Origin of the sequence: Paenibacillus sp. 7523-1 (assembly GCF_002276415.1) — a bacterium.
Taxonomy (GTDB): Bacteria; Bacillota; Bacilli; order Paenibacillales; family Paenibacillaceae; genus Paenibacillus; species Paenibacillus illinoisensis_A.
In genome coordinates, this window is the sequence record NZ_NPBR01000009.1 from 81,412 (window position 1) to 102,158 (window position 20,747).

The window sequence follows — 20,747 nt, forward strand, 5'->3', positions numbered from 1 at the left end:
GAAACTAGAAATCGGTCTCAAAATTCGATACAATAGGGATATCAAACTACCTTTGAACCAGAGGGTATAGAACAGAATAGGAAGGTGAATAATTTGCCTCAACAATCCAAGCCTGTCAGCTACGGGGGGCAAGCTGTCATTGAAGGCGTAATGTTTGGCGGTAAACATGTCAACGTTACAGCTGTTCGAAGAAAAGACGGCGAAATTACGTATCTGGAAGTTCCCAAGCAAGACAAGACCTGGGTCATGAAATTGCGGCGGATTCCGTTACTGCGCGGGATTGTCAGCATTATAGATTCAAGTGTCAAAGGAAGCAAACATCTTAATTATTCTGCTGACGCTTATGCTGATGATGAACTCGAACCTGAAGAGAAGGCGAAACAAAAAGAAAAAGAAGGTTCCGGCTGGAGCCTTAGCATGATTATTGGTGTTACCGCGGTAGCCATTCTATCTTTCCTTTTTGGTAAAATTGTGCTCACGCTGCTTCCTGTCGTCATTGAGAATTTTTTGTTTAAAAATGCATTCGACAATCAGTTTTTGCATAATTTACTGGAAGGCGGCATTAAGCTGATTCTGCTACTTGCCTACCTATGGCTGATCTCACAGACGCCAATGATTAAACGACTATTTCAATACCACGGGGCGGAGCATAAGGTCATTAGTGCTCATGAAGCCGGTGAGGAACTTACACCTGAGAATGTTCAGAAATACAGCCGACTGCACTACCGCTGTGGAAGCAGCTTTATCATGCTTACGGTGATTATCGGTGTTTTCCTGTATTCCCTTTTCACCTACGACAACCTTTGGGAACGGATGGGACAGCGCTTGCTGTTATTGCCTGTTGTCCTCGGGATTTCATTCGAACTATTGAAGCTCACCAACTCGGTGCGTGACATTCCCGTACTGCGTTATCTCGGATACCCTGGACTTTGGCTGCAATTGCTCACTACCAAAGAGCCAACCAACGAACAGGTGGAAGTGTCCATCGCTTCATTTAACCGCATGCGTGAACTGGATGCCAAGCTTGCCAATGTATCAGCTACGTCCGAAGTACCTGTTGCAACACTCGATCCTGTGAAAGGGTGATTGATATGAACAAGCAGGCGGTCATGACTATCGTTTTTTGGGCGGCCATTGCTCTTGCTGCATTTGGAATAATAAGCACACTTGGAGACAGAGGAATACTCGGATTTATTATACCTCTTGTAGTACTCGGTGGTATATTCTTGCTCTATAAGTTCCCACCCAAGCGTTGGGCTCGCAAAACCAAGCCTAAGATCAAACCTTCAGCACGTACCATGGCTAAAATGAAGGCTCAATCCGGGTCCGGAGTAAGAAAAAGCAGCGGTTCCTCCAAAAAACGGAAAGATTATCCCTTTCATGTCATTCAAGGAAATAAGGGAAAAAGCGATGACGATATTCCCAAGTTTCACTAGTTCTTATCTGCAAAGTAAAAAGCACTGCTTCGTAACATGAAGCAGTGCTTTTATTTGGTTATACTGGCGTTAAAGTCGGCGTTTGAGTTTTTTTCCGCTCTTCTCTTTTTTGTTTATCCAACTGCTCACCATAGAACTTTGTGTTCCATCGACTGAAATACTCCGTACCTGCTGCAACACCCGATAAATATAATGCAGTACTCTCCTGCACGGACAGATTAAACTGTGTTGGCTTAACGCCAAGGGTTGGTATTTTAATCGTTCGGAAACGGTTAATCTGCTCAATATAACGCTCGTCATGCGCTGTGAGCATCGTCTCAACTAATGCCTGAAGCATGCTTAAAGGACCTTTGATTCTGCTAGGCTCCCCCTCCGTCTTGCCAACCAACTTGAAACCAATCGTGGGAATGATGTCTCCATCGAGCGCTGTTCGTTCCCCGTCAAACAGCCATAAGGGAAAATTACTAAGCAATCCTCCGTCCACGACATACACGAACTGATCGGGAAAACGCATGCCTTTGGACATCACAGGCGATCTGCGTATAGCCACCGGATCGAAAAAATAGGGAATACTGCAGCTCATTCTTACAGCCTTGGCTACTTCGAACTTATTAGGATCAATACCGAAACGCCGTATATCATCTGGGAGTACCAGTATAGTCCCGTTCGAGATATCCGATGCAGTAATCAGAAGCTTACCTGGTGGCAGGTCTGCGAATGTTCGGATTCCTTTTTGCTTGAGCATGTTCCCAATCCATGATTCAAGTGCTTCACCCGAATATAAACCTTTTTTCAAAAACAGCCTTGCTGCTGGTCCAATCCAGCGTATATCGAATATAGGTGAACGCCGCAGCAATGATGCAAATGGCGTATTCTCAATGATGGATTTCATCTCTTCTGCGCGATATCCTGCGGCAATCAATGAAGCTACAATCGATCCGGAGGACGTCCCTGCAACACGATTGAACTGGACTCCATAGTCCTGTGCACTCTGCACGGCACCTGCAAGCGAAATCCCCTTTACGCCTCCGCCTTCAAACACCCCATTGATTAACATATTAAAAAACCCCCGTTCTCCAGGCAGTCCATTCCTACTGCCACTCTATGAGAACGAGGGTTGGTCATATTACGCTAAAATGAACTAAAGTCCATAATATACTTTTAATTTCGCAATCAAGCCCAGCGGATTCTTCGTCAAATACTGCGAACTAAAGTAAATGTCGCCTTTGATCGTATCGTATTTCTCATTGTACACGAGCTGATCAATAATTTCCTGGGAAGTCTGCCAGCCTATTTCAGGCGTCCCCAGCTTGTAAGGCGAGTGCCCAATATACAGCTTAACGTCGGTATTAGCGACTTCGTTTGCCCACCAGTCAACCACTTTGTCATAGCGTGCTGCACTTAACGTCATGCTCCAGTATACTTGCGGTGCAACATAGTCAATCCACTCCTGTTTGATCCATGTACGCACGTCCGCATTCATGCTGTCATAGGCAGTTACTCCCGCTTTGGTATCGGAACCTGTGATGTCGACAGCTTTATTGCGCCATACACCAAAAGGGCTGATTCCATACTCTACGCCAGCTTTTACTTGGTGGATGCTCTCACCCAGCTGTTTAACAAACTGATTGATGTTATCCCGTCTCCATTCGGCACGGTCTTTGGTATTCAATGTGTTGTAGGCCTTAAAGGCAGCGTCATCGTTAAACGTTACGTTAGAAGGATAAAAGTAATCGTCGAGGTGAACACCATCAATATCATATTGGTTTACCACTTCCATAATGGTATCGATGATATGCTGTCTGGCTTCCGGAATTCCTGGATTAATATAAAGTTTACCAGATGCATTCACGATCCAATCCGGATGCAATTTGGACACATGATTGGCAGCAAGTCCGGTTGTGCTCGCCGAGTTGGTTGCCCGGAACGGGTTAAACCAGGCATGGAACTCCAGACCGCGTTTGTGAGCCTCCTCAATCATGAAGGCAAGCGGGTCGTATCCTGGATCCTTGCCCTGAGTCCCTGTTAGCACACTATTCCATGGTACAAGACCTGAAGGATAGATGGCGTCTGCATTGGCTCGAACCTGAACAAATACGGCATTGATTCCCATGCTTTTGAGTGTATCCAGCTGTTGAGTGTACTCCAGCTTCTGCTTTTCCACGTTGCCTTTGGCACTGGAGGAAGGCCAATCACCGTTCACTGTTGAGATCCATGCACCACGCATATCATCCGTGCTTGGCGTACTGCCTGTTCCTCCGGGATTTGCCGGGATAGCCGGGTCTGGCGTAGGAGCGTCTGATGTCGTCAATCGAATCGTCTGTTCTGCCTGATTCCAATTCACTGTAATTCCAAGGTTTTCACTAACGAATCGAATCGGAACCATAACACGGCCCTTCTTCAATTCAACCGATGCATCCAAATCGACTGCGATACCATCTACCGTCGCTTGCTGGCGTCCACTAGTCATGGTGATGACTGATTCGGATTTCTTGATCGTTACGGTTCTCGAAGCTTGTGACCAAAGGACGGACGCTCCCAATCCTTCACTAATTACACGCAGCGGAACCATCGTCACATTTACTTTGGGCAAAATGTAGGGTGATACGTCGGATTCCAAACGTTGACCATCCAGATAAATATCAATCTCTTTTTGTGAAGCAGCCTGCGCACTCAACCCAGCTGTTTGTAAACCCAGCACGAAAATGAGCAGCAGGATCAAACCATTACGAAACTTCATCAGTACAATCCTCCATCATCATTAAAATTCTCGGCAAATTCTGCTAGTTTAATAGACGCTCCAAAGGATTGGTTAGTTGCGATAATTCACCAAATTATGGACAACAAAAAAAACAGAGGGTCTCTCTCTGCCATTTACAATGACAAAGATACACCCTCTGTTTTTTGAAAGTTTAAGCTCTTAAGGACCTCTGTGAATGGCCCTGTGCTGCCTCAGGATTCGGTATTGCTCATGAGTTCCTGAATATTTTGCAGATCACGCAATCGGCTCTCGTCCTGACGGAAATATTCTACCAGAGACTCGATACAGGTAATGGAATCCCAACTTAGATGATGTTCGATTCCTTCCACATCCTTGTAGATATTCTCTTCCTGGACACCGATCGTCGTTAAAAATTGTTCAAGCAGATGATGGCGTTCCATTAAACGTTTCCCCATCTTTTTCCCTTTTGGAGTAAGTACCAACCCACGGTACTTTTCGTAAATCAGGTACTCGTCTTTGTCCAGCTTTTGGATCATCTTGGTCACCGATGAAGGATGCACTTCCAATCCTTCAGCTATATCTGACACACGAGCATAGCCCTTTTCATCAATCAATTTGTATATACGCTCCAAATAATCTTCCATACTGGGCGTTGGCATCTGCTTCCCTCTCTTCTCTCTGACCGGCAATATTCTTGCCTGATCCCTATCTTATAATGATACATGTTATCAATACGCATTGGCAAGTCTTGTACGAATCAATCGCTATGTCGTTTGTAACACATGGGCACTTCTGATCCGGTACGCAAGTATTGGCAAGGTTGACTCCTACCCATGTGAGGCAAACTAAGCGAGTTCCTATTGAAAGGAGTGATTCCGTGAGTACAAGTGTAGCGCAGCCCCCGGTTCGCAAAGCAAAAGGTACTAAACCCTTTATTCCCGATTTGGTCTATTTTGAACCCGGTGCGCTGGAATATGAGAAGGGCAAGCGAATCATGGAATGGGTGACATCCAAAGAAATTCCATACCAGATGACGACTTCCCATAACCGGATCACCAATCTGCCTGGTGAAACAGAGCAGGAAAAATACCGGATGGCGAAGCGAACCCTGGTCGTAGGTGTGCGCAAAACACTCAAATTTGATCAGTCAAAACCTTCCGCTGAATATGCGATCCCCATCTCAACGGGATGCATGGGCCATTGTCATTATTGTTATCTTCAAACCACGCTTGGAGCCAAGCCCTATGTCAGGGTGTATGTAAACACCGAAGAGATCATTCAGGCGGCCAAAGGCTATATCGATGAACGGGCACCTGAAATCACCCGGTTTGAAGCAGCCTGTACTTCCGATCCGGTAGGACTCGAGCATATTACCGAAAATTTGGGTGATCTGATCCGTTTTATGGCGGATGAGGAATACGGACGTTTGCGCTTTGTAACGAAATATCATCACGTGGACCCATTATTGAATATCAAACATAACGGTCATACCCGCATCCGGTTCAGTGTCAATTCGGATTATGTCATCAAGAACTTTGAGCCTGCTACCTCAAGGTTTGAAGAACGTATTGAAGCCGCAGGCAAAATAGCGCATGCGGGGTACCCGTTAGGGTTTATCATCGCCCCCATCATGTGGTATGACGGATGGCAGGAAGGATACGCGGAGCTTTTACAGAAGCTTGCCGACACGCTCCCGGAAGATGCCACGAAGGATCTAACGTTTGAAATGATTCAGCATCGATTTACCAAAACGGCAAAAGCCACCATTGAGAAACGTTACCCCAAAACCAAACTCGAAATGGACATCGAGAAAAGAAAAATGAAATGGGGCCGTTGGGGGCAGTATAAATATGTGTACAAGGATGACCAACAGGACGCATTGCGTGAGTTCATCACAGAGCAAATTTTTGAACACTTCCCGTTAGCGAACATCGATTACTTCACATAAGGCACATAAGTACTGACATCATATCCACGGTAGTGGCGATCAAAAAAGCAGGTTACATGGGACAGAATGTACTCTGGCCTTCATGTAGCCTGCTTTGCTTATTTTCATACGTTAAATAGATAAATGACTTTTACTGATACGCTGCTCAAATAATCATCCAATCGGGTGTAATTTGCTGCAGCCATATGGTGATTTTGGTCATTTGATCCGTGAATAGCAGTACACCCAAAAACAGCATGAGTGCTCCCCCGGCTTTCATCATCACATTGGAATATCGTAAGATCCAACGTGTTGAACCGATGAAGAAAGCAAGGATAAAGAAAGGTAATGCGAATCCAGCCGTATAGCCGGTGATCAAGGCTAGCCAGGTCGTCGGTTCACTCGCAGCCATCGCGATGATTGCTGTCAGGATGGGACCGATACACGGCGACCAGCCTGCGGAGAAACCAATCCCGAAAATAAAAGAACCCAGGTACCCTGCTGGCTTCCACTTCAGGTCCATCTTACGTTCTTTCATCAGAAATTGCGGTTTGAATACCCCTAGCAGGAATAAACCCATGAGCATAATTAAAATGGCAGATAACTGACGGATCAAATCACGGTTATCATTGAAAAATTGTCCAAACAATCCAGCTCCAAGTCCAAGCGAGTAAAAAACTGCCGAGAATCCCAAAATAAACGCCAGCGTGTGTGTTAACGTTTTAAACCGAACTTCACGCTGATTGCGATCGTCTTTTAACCTTTGTACTGTCATTCCCGTAATGTAGGATAAATACGAAGGGTACAGTGGAAGACAACATGGTGATATAAATGAAGCCAATCCTGCGACAAAAGCCAGCCACACATTAACATCAGGCATGAAGCGGTGGTCTCCCTTCCCTGGGGCTCACTTGCACGCGTATTTCTTCAGGCTCGGAACCCTTTTTTTCCAATCATCGTAAGAATCAGCATCATGATAAGCAATAATACAATCGTTGCTCCTGGAGCCAAATTCCAAATTCCTGCTACCACCAAACCAATGACTACTGCAATCTCCCCGATAACAACCGAGAGAATAATGGCTGACTTGAAACTGCGGGCCATAAGCAAACTTACGGCTACAGGTATGGTCAATAGTGCTGACACCAGCAGTGCCCCCACGATCTTAATCGCTGTACTAATCACTAGAGCTGTCATCACCGTAATCAGCATGTTAAGCAATTTTACAGGCAGACCTGTAACTGCCGCAGCGTCTTCCTCAAAACTGAGCAGGAAAAACTCCTTATGTAGCAGCGCAACAACGATGACTACAATCAGCGTTACCACTCCAACCAACTTCAAGTCGGTAGAGTCCAGTGTATAAATGCTGCCGAACAAGTAACTCATTACATCCGTATTGTACCCTTTACCTAGTGTAAAGAACAACGAAGCAAGCGCGACGCCACCTGACATGATAATAGCAATGGATAACTCGGCATAAGTCTTATATGCCTTGCGCAGCTTCTCTATGGCAAAGGATGCGAGCACAGCAAAGACAAGTCCCACTGCAATCGGATAAACCTCAATCAAAAAACCGAGGGCAACCCCGGCTATTGTTACGTGAGATAGGGTATCCCCTATCATGGACAAACGCCGCAGCACCAGAAACAGTCCAATCAGTGGAGCTGTAATACCGATCAGCAATCCTCCTGCCAGTGCACGCTGAAAAAAATCACTCATTAAAATCTCCAAAACACACGACTCCTTCAGCCTTGTCTAATCTAGTTGTACAATATCATTATCGTACCAGGGCAGTAGTATGCTGCAAATTGGTCTCGGCACAATCCTCCACCTCATGCGAATGACGAACATGAAAGTTGATTTTCCCGTTGGTTGTTGCCGCTTCTGAACCAAGATAGTTCTCCATCCGGTCCATATCATGTGAAACCATCAGGAACGTCATCCGGTGGTGTTCATGCATATGGGTAATGAGCTCAAAGAAACTTGCTTGAGACTCGGCGTCAATCCCCACTGTAGGTTCGTCCAAAATCAACAAATCCGGATGATTGATAAGCGCACGCGCCAAAAACACACGCTGCTGCTGTCCTCCGGACAATTGTCCAATCCGTTTGTTTGCCAGATCCTCGATACGCATAACCTCCAGTGCATCCGTGCACTGCTGCTGCGATTTGCGCGTCATCCGGCGGAACATATTCTTATTGTTGTACAAGCCAGACATGACCACTTCCCGCACGGTTGCAGGGAACAATGGGTTAAATGCATTTTTTTGCGGGACATAGCCGATCCGTTCCCAATCCTTGAATCTGCGAATCGACTGTCCGAACAATTTGATATCCCCCTGCGCTGGAGGCAACAGTCCCACCAACATGCGCAGCAGTGTCGTTTTTCCCGCTCCATTTGAACCGATAATACCGACAAAATCCCGTTCCTTGACCATAAAATCAAGATTTTCGATCACTCGCTGGTCACCGTAAGAGAAAGATAACTTCTCAATCTCAATGATTGGATCATGACATAGTGGCATGATTTGCTGCATGGCAAAGCCGCCCTTCATTATATATAAGGATTGCAAAACGAATCCTTCAGTCTATCTTATTTTAATGCGATCAGCAGATTTTGCAAATTTTTCTCCATCAGGGTGAAATAATCATCCCCGTTGGCTGCCTGTTCCTTGGTAAGCCCTTCAACCGGATTCAGCACCATCGTTTCCACACCGGCTTCGCCAGCGAGTGTTTTGGCCAATTTGTCGGAGACCAGCTCTTCGAAGAAAATATACTTGATGCCCTCTTCCTTCACAAGCTTGGACAGATTCACAATATCCTGACCTGTTGGTTCGGCATCCGGGGATAGCCCCATGATGGCATGCTGGGTCAAACCATAATCACGTGCAAGATATCCGAATGCTTGATGGGACACTACAATTTCTTTATTGGAGACTTTGGATAATTCATCCGTAAAGCGCTGATCGAGCGCTTCGAGTTTGGTCCGAAGTTCCTCATAGCGCTGTTCGTAACCATCCTGATGATCAGGATCTACTTCGACCAGACTATTTTTGATATTTTCGGCCATCACGATAGCCGACTTGGGACTTACCCATGTGTGAGGATCCACGTGATGGTCTGCAACGTCCTCTGTGCCTGCTTCTTCCGCGTGTTCGTCTTCATGCTCTTCTCCATGGTTATGCCCATCATCACCTTCAGCCGTCAGCAAGCTCACTCCATCACTTACAGCCACAGACTTCACTTGGGTATCGCTGTTAAGGGACTTGAGAAAGTTAGGTACCCACCCTTCAAGGCCTGCACCGTTGTATAGGAACAATTGTGCTTTGGAGGTGTTTACAATGTCCTGGCTCTTTGGCGTCCAGTCATGGGGTTCAACGCCGGTTGGCAGCAAATTAATAACGTTTGCGTCTTCACCGCCGATGGCCGTTGTAAATGCATACACAGGATAAAAACTCGTGATCACATTCACTTTGCCTTCCTCGATCTTCGCACTTTCCGAATTACTTTGTCCGCACGCCGACAACATGAGCAAACTGAGAATAAGCAAGCTGCTCCATAACCATTTCGTTCTGGTTTGGCCACGTTTGCTTGTATGCTGTATCCGGGTACCCCTGGTTTGAGTTGTTTCATTATACCATTTCACTATTACTTCACTCCGCATCTCTTAATCGTAAACATTACTGAAAGAATTATAGGTAACCTGAACGTGGTTGTCAAGCGGTCGGGTCCTATTTATTCTCCCCTCGAGCGCAGAGTTCATAACAGTATATGCTTGTTTTGCTACGTTATTAGCCAGGGCAATCAAGAGGAAAGAAAAAAAGCGACCCGATAGTATCGGGTCACCTTCATTCGTCATTAATCAAGCATCTGACTAAATGTTCAACAGAATTTATTTTACTTGTGCACCATTAGGCATATTGTCAGGTACCGTAGCCAGTGTTAATTGGTCTCCATGAGATGCCGCCAAAATCATACCTTGGGACAGCTCACCGCGCAATTTTACTGGTTTGAGATTTGTTACACAAATGACCTTGCGTCCAACCATCTCTTCCGGGGAGTAGAACTTGGCGATCCCTGATACGACCTGACGCTGCTCATAACCAAGATCCAGCTGCAATTTCAGCAGCTTATCGGCTTTTTTGACTGGTTCACAGGCGATAACCTGTGCTACACGCAGTTCCACTTTGGCAAAATCGTCGATGCCGATTTCTTCCTTGCCCTCAGGTGCAGTCACGGGTTCGGATGCTTGCGCAGAATCGCCAGCATTACCTTGTGTGCCATCCGCTTGCGGTTCCGCTTTTTTGCCTCCTGTCATGGCTTCAGCAATATACGCAACCTCCTGCTCCGAGTCGAGACGTGGGAAGATAGGGTCACCCTTTTGCAGAGCATTACCCGCTGGTATTACACCCCACTGCTTAGACGTATCCCATGCTGTAAGTTCGCCCTCCTGAATACCGAGCTGTTCCCAGATTTTATGCGGAGCACGAGTCAGGAACGGCTGCAGCAAGATGGAAGCAATACGCAAACTTTCGATCAAGTGAGACATAACGGATGCGAGTTCATCCCGTTTCGCTTCATCGCGTGCCAGAGCCCACGGCTGTGTCTCGTCAATATATTTGTTACTCCGGCTAACAAATTGGCTGATCGCAGTCAGCGCAACGGAAAATTGCAGATTTTCCATCGCCTGCTCCACTTTATCCACCGCTGCAAGGCCAGCTTCTTCCAGTGAAGCATCGAATTCCGTTACACCCGAAGTAAATGCAGGTGCCTTGCCTTCAAAATATTTATCCACCATCGCAACGGTACGGTTGAGCAGGTTCCCCAGATCGTTGGCCAGATCCGAGTTCACACGCTCTACAAAGCTCTCTGGAGTGAACGTACCATCCGAACCAAATGGAACTTCACGCAGCAAATAATAACGCAGTGCATCCAGGCCGTAACGGTCAATCAGGGTCACTGGGTCAACGACATTGCCCTTCGATTTGGACATTTTGCCGTCCTTCATCAATAACCAGCCATGCGCAAATACTTTTTTCGGCAAAGGCAGGTCAAGCGCCATCAGCATGATTGGCCAGTAGATGGTATGGAAACGAACGATTTCCTTACCTACCAGATGAACATCTGCAGGCCAGAACTGGTCATACAGTGATGAATCGGATGATCCGTAGCCGAGAGCCGTAATATAGTTGGACAATGCATCAATCCAGACATATACGACGTGCTTTGGATCGCCTTTGACTTTCACGCCCCATTCAAACGTTGTACGCGAAACAGCCAAATCTTCCAGACCGGGCTTGATAAAGTTGTTGATCATCTCGTTCTTGCGGGATTCCGGCTGAATAAAACCAGGATTCTCTTCATAATATTTCAGCAAACGATCTGCATATTTGCTCATCCGGAAGAAATAGGATTCTTCTTTGACAAGTTCTACCGGGTGTCCACTATCCGGACTTTTGGCAGCGACAATTTCACCCTTCTCATTCTTCTCCACATCAACCAGTTGGGTTTCCGTGTAGTAGGTTTCATCTGGAATGCTGTACCAGCCCTCGTACTCACCCTTATAGATATCTCCCTGTTTAAGCAAACGATCGAAAATATCCTGTACAACTGTTTTGTGACGTTCTTCCGTTGTACGAATGAAATCGTCATTGGAGATATCCAGCTTGTTCCACAGCTCCTTGATGCCTACGACGATGTCGTCTACAAATGCTTGTGGTGTCTGACCCTTCTCCTGAGCCTTCCGTTCAATTTTCTGTCCGTGCTCATCGGTTCCTGTCAGGTAACGCACTGCATAACCGCGCAGACGTTTGTAACGAGCCATTGCATCTCCAGCTACCGTTGTGTACGCATGCCCAATATGCAATTTGTCACTCGGATAATAAATCGGCGTCGTCAGATAAAATGTTTTTTGATTAGTCATGAAAGACTTCTCCTCCTTCATATGTCATGCTTGCTTTCGCGTTCTTAGCTAAAAAAGAACACAAAAAACTCCCGCCCCTATGGGACGAGAGTAAATCTCACGTGTTACCACCCAAATTCCCCGTGCTTTTTGCAAAACACAGGCTCTGCCGGTCCTTCGACCGCCCATTAACGCTGGATCACGCCTCAGCCTTACGACAGCGTCTACATACACGTCTGCACGCTCGAAAGAGGTTCCTCGGGGACCATATTCCATCCTCCTCCCAGACCGGTTCTCAGCTTATCCGGCTCTCTGCACTGGGGGTGTGTCTGTACTTATCCCTTCACTGGAAATCATTATACGAAAAATATACTGAAATGCTGCCCTCTTTGTCAAGTCGGCAGCAGCACAACTACGACCTTGTCATCCGATCATGCCGTTAATGACTCCACCTTCATCCCTCATCATGTACCATGATCGTTTTTTCTGTCTTTGGCGGAACCAAATCAACGCCACCGGGATGAAACGGATGGCATTTTGCGATACGCTTGGCAGCCAGCAGCGAACCTTTGAATGCGCCATGAACCTCGATCGCTTCCATTGCGTATGCCGAACAAGTCGGATAAAAGCGACATGTAGGTGGTTTCAAGGGAGAAATGTAATTCCGATATACGCGAATCGGCGCCTGTGCCACTCTGCGGGATAGCTTCATTGTTAGTGTTTCCCGTGATTGTGTGAATGCCCATTGGACACTTTCGCCGGAGCATATTCCGCACAATCTTTGCAGTATCCGAACACTTCGAATTTATGATCCACAACCTGAAACTGTTCTGGAGCATCTGCCAGCTGCATCGGACAAAAAACGATCGGATAGGTCTTCTGACATTTTAGACAGATCATATGATGATGATGGTGGTCTTCGCTGCAATGCGCTCTGAATTTTACACCGTCTTCAAAAATGACCTGCTCCAGCACACCCAAATCCTGCATGACACGCAAGTTCCGGTACACCGTGTCAAAGCTCAGTCCGCTGTAAGTCTTACCCATATATTCATAGACGTCCTTGGGTGTAAGATACCCAGGAGATTCGGCAAATAACCGGGCCAGTGTCTTCCGCTGATCCGTAATGCGAAGTCCCTGTGAGGACATAGTATTAATAATCTGTTCTGTCGACAGCATGACTTCAAGCACCTCCTGTCATACAAGCATTATGCATACATCCTAACAGCAAATCCAAATTAGCAAAAGGTTAGATTACTAAGGTTTATTCGTCCAGATGTTACCCATCGACTTCATGGGAATTACAATTATGCAACGCTGATACCATGCTTGTTATTATAATTCTAATAATGCCTCAAATTCGGATTAGAGTCAACGAAACGAGAAGCGCACTGTTCACGTCAGATCATTAAAAAGGACCCCATTCACATGGAGTCCTTCTCTGACGGTTCAGAAGATCATTTCTTCGGGCGACTTTTGGGGTGATCGGGTATATGAAATATAAGCTTTCACTCCAAACCGTCCGTTCCTTGTTGCCTGGTCAAGATTACTTCTCAGCCGGAAGCGGGGTGAACAGCAGATTTACAGGAAGATTGCTTCCTGGTGCCGCTGAAAACAGAATGGTAACACTCTCACCATAAGAGCCTGTGCGATAGAGTACACTTTGCTCGTTAGGAGCACTCAAGGATTTACCCTCGGAAATTTGTACAACCTGACCGTTAACAAGTGCCACACCCGAATATTTACCACCACGAGGGTTGAACGAGATCAGCGTACGCGGTGCTACGTTATTCAGTGTAATTTTATAAAGCACACCAAAATTACCGGCGTTGGAAGCATCTGTGTAGGCCATCGGGTCTGTTCCGACCAGGTTTGGATCACTTGCATTGTCACCAAGCGGAAGACGGGAAGGCTTCGCACCTACTTCTTGATCGTACGTAATGACACGTGTTGCATTCGGGTAAGTCCCCCGGTTGTGAACACCATCACGATCCAGCACTGGCAGCGTAGACCATACTTCCAGCGGATCTTTGTTTTCTTCAATCATAATAATGTTGTAATCCAGTCTGTAATCGCTGAATACATCGGAGTACAGGGAGATCACTTGGCCCTTCTTCATCGGCAGAGCACTAAGTTCCGTAAGAACCAGTTTGCTCTCTCCTGGCTGCAGGACCACGTCCAATTTGCCAGTGCCTTCCTGCATGGATTTGAACCAGCGGTCAATCGATAGTTTCCCAGCTACAGTAGCAAACGGAGATGGACCCGCGAAGCCCATGTTTTGCTGCTCCAATGTTGCCGGATACATATTGTTGTTGGTAGCCACAACGTACATTTTTACGTTTTTACCTGTATTATTCACGTGGTGAATCATAAAACGTGTTTGTCCAATCGAAGATTCCTTGTAGACAATTCCTTCGCTATTAACGGTTTCCGGACTGTTACTGCGAATCAGAATGCTTTGCTCATCATAGTAAGTGTATGGAACTTTCTCCATGGCAGGTACTTCTCCACCATTGAAGGTAAACTTCCCACCAACCGGTGTGAACAATTGATTGAAATCAGAGAGAGTGTACAGCGTTTCGCCCGTGATATTAATGATTTTGGAATAGCTGTCACTCAGACCGTGTTTGTCTGTAACTGTAATCGTAATGGTCTTCGGTCCTGGAACAAAGAATGCCAGTGCGTTGTTGTCCCACTCTGTTGTCTCAATGGCATTTTCGTCGTCTGTGCTTTGATCAATGTAGGTGATCTTTTCACCCATTTTGTACTCTTCCTTGTCTGTAGTGAACATCGCTACAGGAGGAAGATTCGGTTTTTGGACCTGGATTGTTACAGAGTAAGGATCACTCCATTGACCGCTTGAATCCTGGACAGCATACGTTACCGTATATGTACCTGGTTGGTCGAACGAATCCTGACGGCCAGTCCAGCGCTCATCCACAATGTCCAGTCCTTTGGGAGAACTGTATTTCGTTGTGTACGTTACGTTGTCACCGGCAAAAACTTCTTTGGGTACCGTGAAACTGGCTACCGGTTTGGTACTCAGTTTCAATACCACCGTTTTGGCGGATTGGTTCACTGTATAAGTAATATTGAGTGCCTGTGTAATTGAAGTCAGCGGCACCATAAACGTATTCTTTTGTTGGTAAGCAGCGCCCTTCATCGTTCTTGCTTCACCATTAACGGTATAGATTTTGCTGTTGGTCTTAAAACGCAGTTCATCTTCCCCGCTAATAATGATTGTTTCCTTGGTCGTGTTGTCATATTTCACATCATAGCCAACTCGGTCAACCAGCGCGCGGATCGCTACATAGGATACACCATTTTTGACAGCCATCGGCTGTCCAGCAAGATATGTCTTGCCATCCTGCACCATTTTATTGCTGTTCATGTACAGCGTCAGGTCTCCACCGGCAGTACCGGACTGACCACTAGTGGAAGGCTGCTCAACCTCTACAGGTGTAGGTGCTGGCGCTTCTTCCTCTGTACCTTCTGCATCTTCAGATTCAGCAGGAGCTGCAGGGTCAACTGGAGTAACGTCCGTACCTGATGAATCTGTGGATTCAGGGTTCGTCTCCTCCGTTGTATCGTTATCGGATGTCTGTGTACCTGATTGATCTTTTACTTCGGATTCCGCTATGGTTTGTTCTTTCTTAATAACCTCAACGGATTTAACTTTGGCTGTATTCACTGGTGTCGAATCGCTCTGATCAGCTGCAAGTGCATTCGCAGGAATGGCTGCAAACGCCTGAAAAACAGCTAAAGCGGTAAGTATAGACAGTTTCTTCTTCAAATTCATTCTTTTTCTTTGGCTCCTTCTGCTCCCATTTTATTAATATCCCCCTCAAAAAGTCATACTATTAGACGCTTGTCACCGGGAAAAGTTGCTAAAAATAATAGATTAGAAATGTAAAGTTTTAATAGAGCGAAAACACTATGAAAATAGTTAGTTATCATTTCATCATCATTCAAAGATTCAATTGGTTTATTCAACCAAAAAACCTTACCATTATATGGATGAATATCCCACATAATAGTAAGGTCATCTTTTTCACTATAAAGTTAACTTAATCGGACGGGCAAGCTTCCACTCGGATTCAGTTCACCCGTAATTAACGAGGAGAGTGCACGTACCACGGCAGGTGTGTTTTCATAAGTACATACGTAAGCTCCCGGTCTGGGTATTTCCAGCAGATCATAGGGATTACGCAAAGCTACGACAATTAATGAATGGTTTACACTTAGCCGTTCAATCAAGTAACGCTGACCTTTGGGAAGAACCCCAGCCGAGGTGTACGTGCATACAATGACTTGTTCTCCCTCCATTACACTTTTCGTAATTCGTTCTGCTTCTTCATATGACGGCTGTGTTGTTATTTTATGCTCCCGAACATGTTTTTTGTATTGCCCAAGCACCATCCCAAGTGAATCCGAATGAGACCAAGGTTCATCTACCTCTGTTCGCTGTACAACCTCTGGCCATATAATAAACACATTTTGTTCGGGCTTTAATGGCAGTACACCGTCATTATGCACTACGGTAATGCTTTTGCATGCAATTTCATCTAACAGCAACTTCTCCGGAACGGATGAAAACGAATATGGCATACTTGAATCTTCACTCGATTGATCACTTGATTGATTACCGCAGCGTCTTTGCTTCCAATCCACGACACGCTCCAGCGCCAGGTCAATGATCTGCTCTTCGATGTCTCCATGGCGGACCGCTTCTACCACTGCATCTATTGCTGCAATTTGCTCCTCCAGGGTATGACTGACCAGAATCAAATCTGCTCCCGCCTTCACTGCACGAACAGCCGCATTCGCAACCCCATATGGTTTGGAGATCGCGTGCATCTCCAGGCAATCTGTAATGATAATTCCTTTAAACCCCATTTGTTCGCGCAGTAATTCATGTAATACGTTACGGGACAATGTTGCAGGAATAGGCTCAGGTTCAATTGCCGGGAAAATCACATGTGCGGTCATGATGGCATCCACACCTGCCTCAATGGCCCGGCGAAAAGGCCGCAGTTCCACCTGCTCCAGCCTTTGCCATTCATGCGGAACCGTTACCATGCCAAGATGTGAATCAACAGCCGTATCTCCATGCCCCGGAAAATGCTTCGCTGTCGTAGCAATGCCGCTGGACTGATATCCAGCGATGGCTGCCGCACCATGGACAGCGACGTTCTCCGCATTTTCTCCATAGGATCGCACGCCTATCACCGGATTAAGAACATTATTGTTCACGTCAACAACGGGCGCAAGATTCATATCGATCCCAATCCGCTTAAGCTCGGCCCCAAGAATCCGTGCACATTGATACGTGTAGTCCGGATGACCTGTTGCGCCAAGAGCCATGCTTCCCGGCACTCGGGTAATCCCGTCCTTATCAATTCTCGCAACCATACCGCCTTCCTGATCTACTGAGATCATAAGCGGCAGCTCACTGCTTTTTGCGGCCAAACTCTGCAGCTCGGCAGACAAACGGGTCAATTGTTCTACACTTTCCACGTTGCGCCTGAAGTAAATAACACCCCCAACATGGTATTCCTGTATCAAGCGCGTAATCTGTTCATCCACTTGCTGTCCATGAAAGCCGCACATAAACAGCTGACCCACCTTTTGCTCCAGTGTGAAATGTCCCCATGCGCTCATGTCTGCATTTCCTCCTCCAATGAAGTGGCTATTCTATGGCTTTGCCTGTATTCGGACGGCTTCATATGAAAATGTTTATGAAATACCTTGGAGAAATAACGCCGCTCTTTATAGCCCGTGGCTTCCCCAATCGACGTAATGCTCCATTCCGTTGTACTCAATAACATCGCTGCTGTTTCCATCCGTTTCTGGGTCATATATTCAACAAATGTAACCCCCACATGACTTTTGAACAGCTGACAAAAGTAACTCGAACTGATTCCCAGCCAATCCGCTACCTCATCTATGCCAAGATCATGATCCAGATGTGTATCCATATACTCACATGCAGACTTGATCCATTCCGAAACCGAAGGACGCGAGGCGCTTTGTTTCTGACAGTGCCGGTATCGCTCAATAATCTGGTGGTCCAGACATACGGGCGTATCATCAAGAATAATCCTTGCCTTCATTGCTGAGTCTGAAGCAAAGATGGCATTAAGCCTCTTTTGAATACGCTGAGCTAGTTGATCTGCTCTGGTCTCCCATCCAAGCGAAGCCTTGAGCAATATGCCCCATTCCCCCTTACGGACATGAGTTATGATGCTTCCTTCTATTACTTCTGTTAGACCTTTAAGAATGGTATGGATTTCATCATGCCATTGCTGATGCTGGTCAGCTGTCCAGCCGATGGAATGGCGGAAATAACCTTCTGCATCCACAAGGATCAGGACATAGCGATCTGCAGAGGGCAACGTTTCCGAAGATTGCACTGGGAAGCATGCCAGGTTTTCCTTTTCACCCCGCAGCAAGTCTGTCACATGTTTGTGCCTGATCCAGTTTTCCATTTCTATACTTCGATGGCGTTCAGACTCACTTGTTACTCTCTTCTGAATAATTTGTTCAGTTAACTCACGTAATTTGTTCTCTAGATCCGAGTAATCAATAGGTTTGCATATGTATTCATGTACATTGTAACGGATGGCCGTTCGGGCATATTCGAACTGCTGATATCCGGTCAGCAAAATAATTTCACATGACTCGCCCCGCTCGCGCAGGATTCGAATAAGTTCCAAACCATCCATGGTAGGCATGCGGATATCGCACAGCATGATGTCAGGATGGCAATCAGCCACCTTATCCAGTGCTTCTATTCCACTTCTGGCCGTGCCCGTAATTTCAATCCCCATGTCTTCCCAGGGCAGGATCAGTCTCAAATTTTCCAAAATCGGCAGTTCATCATCAACAATCATTGCCGTCAGATTCATCTAGGCATCCCCCTGCTCATATCGTGGAATTATGCATTGAATCACTGTCCCATGTCCTGGAGCAGAACAGATAAATATGCCATATCCCGCCCCGTATCGAATTCGTATCCGATCCGCCACACTTCGTAAGCCGAGTCCCCGGCGTTCAGCCATGGAGGATAGGGAGTGCTCCCCTTCTTTTGCATGCGAATGTTCCGGAGGATCTTCTGCCATGTATTCGAATCTCCCCATTATTTCCTGGGGAATGCCAAGCCCGTTATCCTCCACTTGCAGTATCAGATTATGGTGCAGCTCAAACGCACGGATTCGAAGTACTCCCTTGTACTCAATACCCTCGAAACCATGCTGAATGCTATTTTCTACTAACGGCTGCAAGGTCAGTTTAAGTACGGAGGATGCATATAAATGAGTAGGTATATCCACTTCGTACGTGAACAATTCGCTGAATCTGTATTGCTGAATTTCAAGATAACTCTGGAGATGCCTTACTTCCTCGCCCAGTGGAATTTCTTCCTGATCCTGAATACTGATCCGAAGGATATTGCCAAGACGGTTTACCATTTCGCTGACTTTCCGTCCCTCTCCTCGCATGGCCAGCCCGTTGATAGATTCCAATGTATTGAACAGGAAGTGTGGCTTGATCTGAGCCTGCAGCACACGCAGTTCAGCCTTGGCCTTTTGATGCTGCTCTGCCCTCACACGGCGAAACAGGCTTCCAATCCTGTCCAGCAGTTCATTGAACCCATGGGCAAGAAGCTGCATCTCATCGAATCCTTTTCCCTCTACCCGTGCGTTGAAGTCACCATCCTCGACTCGCCGCATGAAGCGGACCAGCACCGCAATATTGCCTGTAATCCGATTCATGAAAAACAGGTTGAAGACCATCGCAGCAAGAAGACAGACCAGAATAATGATCACCGACCAGCCTGCGAATACATTGGTTTCGGCCGACAACGCTTCCCACGAGGTTACACTGATTAAACTCCAACCGTAGTTTTTCAGATGATACTGGGACAGGATACTCTCCGTGCCATCAAATACCGTTCGGATGCTGCTGAAACCGGGTCCATAACTGGCGGCATTTACACCGAGGTTATCCATATTCTCCCCGCTGTACTGCCCGGATGGGTCATAGACTACCAAACCTTCTTCATTAATTAATAGAAAGGACGTATTTTGTGCGGAATCACTGATCTGCAAATGCCGGAAGATGCGATCGATCTCCCCTTTTTTTATTTGTACCACCAGAATCCCGATATTTTGAAAATAACTGAGTTCCTTGACCAGCCTGATCTGCGTAAAGACAGGATCATTACCGGTAAGTTCGGGATACTCAAGCGGGGCAAGCCATTTGGGCACGCCATTAAGCTGATGGATTTCCTGAAATAAAGGATGTACCTTGAATTGCTGAAAAGGAAGCGCTTCAAAATTTTCTTTAGTGAATATGGAGACGATCTGATTGTTCTGGGAAGAACGCAGATCATATAAGAAAGCATAGCTAATGAACGGATAGTTATATAGAAGAGATCGGAAATTGCGCTGGCTGGCATTGAGCGATAATTGATTACCGGTCCCGAGATCCTGCTTGGTCGGGTCTTTGGCGTTGAGTGCCATTTGAAATACCGACGTGGCGATCCCGTTATCCGTGACATTGTTTATCTGCTGAAAAACATTTTCGATATTGTAACTAATGGCCTGGAGGGCATATTCGGCCTGTTGGTTGTATTTTTTCTCAATCGTGTGCGAGGTGACCAGGAACATCCCGATACCCAGTGCACACATCGGTACAATGATTAACAGCAGAAATGCCAAGGCCAGCTTCATGCGCAAGTTCATATCCGTTCTCCCCAATA

Annotated in this window: 17 protein-coding genes; 3 read left to right on the forward strand and 14 right to left on the reverse strand. The window is 46.3% G+C overall.

All coding sequences use genetic code 11. From position 1 onward, the window contains the following. The first annotated feature begins 93 nt into the window (after positions 1-93). Positions 94-1,086: a DUF1385 domain-containing protein gene (locus CHH60_RS11355; RefSeq protein WP_095290407.1), complete on the forward strand. Its 993-nt coding sequence runs from the start codon at positions 94-96 to the stop codon at positions 1,084-1,086. A gap of 5 nt (positions 1,087-1,091) precedes the next feature. After that, positions 1,092-1,436 (forward strand): hypothetical protein, encoded by a 345-nt coding sequence (locus CHH60_RS11360; protein ID WP_095359290.1) that lies wholly within the window; start codon positions 1,092-1,094, stop codon positions 1,434-1,436. A gap of 58 nt (positions 1,437-1,494) precedes the next feature. Here CHH60_RS11360 and CHH60_RS11365 read toward each other — a convergent pair whose 3' ends face one another. From CHH60_RS11365 to mntR, 3 genes are all read right to left on the reverse strand, one after another. Further along, complete coding sequence (locus tag CHH60_RS11365) at positions 1,495-2,493, reverse strand: patatin-like phospholipase family protein (protein ID WP_095359291.1); 999 nt, start codon at positions 2,491-2,493, stop codon at positions 1,495-1,497. A gap of 84 nt (positions 2,494-2,577) precedes the next feature. Then, a complete protein-coding gene (locus tag CHH60_RS11370) occupies positions 2,578-4,176 on the reverse strand; it encodes a family 10 glycosylhydrolase (RefSeq protein WP_095359292.1) in 1,599 nt (532 codons plus the stop codon). A gap of 212 nt (positions 4,177-4,388) precedes the next feature. Next, positions 4,389-4,817: a transcriptional regulator MntR gene (gene mntR, locus CHH60_RS11375; protein WP_095290400.1), complete on the reverse strand. Its 429-nt coding sequence runs from the start codon at positions 4,815-4,817 to the stop codon at positions 4,389-4,391. A gap of 218 nt (positions 4,818-5,035) precedes the next feature. Between mntR and splB the strand changes: the two genes are divergently transcribed. Then, the gene (gene splB, locus CHH60_RS11380) at positions 5,036-6,106 is read left to right on the forward strand and encodes a spore photoproduct lyase (RefSeq protein ID WP_095359293.1); all 1,071 of its coding nucleotides are present in this window, start codon (positions 5,036-5,038) and stop codon (positions 6,104-6,106) included. Between the two features lie 145 nt (positions 6,107-6,251). Here splB and CHH60_RS11385 read toward each other — a convergent pair whose 3' ends face one another. The 11 genes from CHH60_RS11385 to CHH60_RS11435 form a co-directional block, all read right to left on the reverse strand. Further along, complete coding sequence (locus CHH60_RS11385) at positions 6,252-6,965, reverse strand: cytochrome c biogenesis CcdA family protein (RefSeq protein ID WP_095290396.1); 714 nt, start codon at positions 6,963-6,965, stop codon at positions 6,252-6,254. Positions 6,966-7,012: 47 nt separating this feature from the next. After that, a complete protein-coding gene (locus CHH60_RS11390) occupies positions 7,013-7,816 on the reverse strand; it encodes a metal ABC transporter permease (protein WP_095290395.1) in 804 nt (267 codons plus the stop codon). Between the two features lie 46 nt (positions 7,817-7,862). Further along, on the reverse strand, positions 7,863-8,621 hold the full coding sequence (locus CHH60_RS11395; RefSeq protein ID WP_095359392.1) for a metal ABC transporter ATP-binding protein: 759 nt from the start codon (positions 8,619-8,621) through the stop codon (positions 7,863-7,865). Between the two features lie 56 nt (positions 8,622-8,677). Continuing rightward, entirely contained in the window at positions 8,678-9,613 is a 936-nt protein-coding gene (locus CHH60_RS11400; protein WP_255247901.1) for a metal ABC transporter solute-binding protein, Zn/Mn family, read from the reverse strand. A gap of 363 nt (positions 9,614-9,976) precedes the next feature. Next, positions 9,977-12,007, reverse strand: a complete 2,031-nt coding sequence (metG, locus tag CHH60_RS11405) for a methionine--tRNA ligase (protein ID WP_095359295.1) — start codon at positions 12,005-12,007, stop codon at positions 9,977-9,979. A gap of 433 nt (positions 12,008-12,440) precedes the next feature. Beyond that, positions 12,441-12,698: a membrane protein insertion efficiency factor YidD gene (yidD, locus tag CHH60_RS11410; protein WP_095359296.1), complete on the reverse strand. Its 258-nt coding sequence runs from the start codon at positions 12,696-12,698 to the stop codon at positions 12,441-12,443. A 2-nt stretch (positions 12,699-12,700) separates the two neighbouring features. Next, positions 12,701-13,165, reverse strand: a complete 465-nt coding sequence (locus CHH60_RS11415; RefSeq protein WP_095359297.1) for a Fur family transcriptional regulator — start codon at positions 13,163-13,165, stop codon at positions 12,701-12,703. A 367-nt stretch (positions 13,166-13,532) separates the two neighbouring features. Beyond that, the gene (locus tag CHH60_RS11420; RefSeq protein WP_095359298.1) at positions 13,533-15,785 is read right to left on the reverse strand and encodes a stalk domain-containing protein; all 2,253 of its coding nucleotides are present in this window, start codon (positions 15,783-15,785) and stop codon (positions 13,533-13,535) included. 263 nt (positions 15,786-16,048) lie between these two features. Further along, complete coding sequence (gene nagZ / locus CHH60_RS11425; RefSeq protein ID WP_095359299.1) at positions 16,049-17,647, reverse strand: beta-N-acetylhexosaminidase; 1,599 nt, start codon at positions 17,645-17,647, stop codon at positions 16,049-16,051. Continuing rightward, on the reverse strand, positions 17,644-18,894 hold the full coding sequence (locus tag CHH60_RS11430) for a response regulator (protein WP_095359300.1): 1,251 nt from the start codon (positions 18,892-18,894) through the stop codon (positions 17,644-17,646). Before CHH60_RS11430 ends, nagZ begins: the two co-directional genes overlap by 4 nt. Beyond that, a complete protein-coding gene (locus tag CHH60_RS11435) occupies positions 18,895-20,730 on the reverse strand; it encodes a cache domain-containing sensor histidine kinase (protein ID WP_095359301.1) in 1,836 nt (611 codons plus the stop codon). Positions 20,731-20,747: the final 17 nt, after the last annotated feature.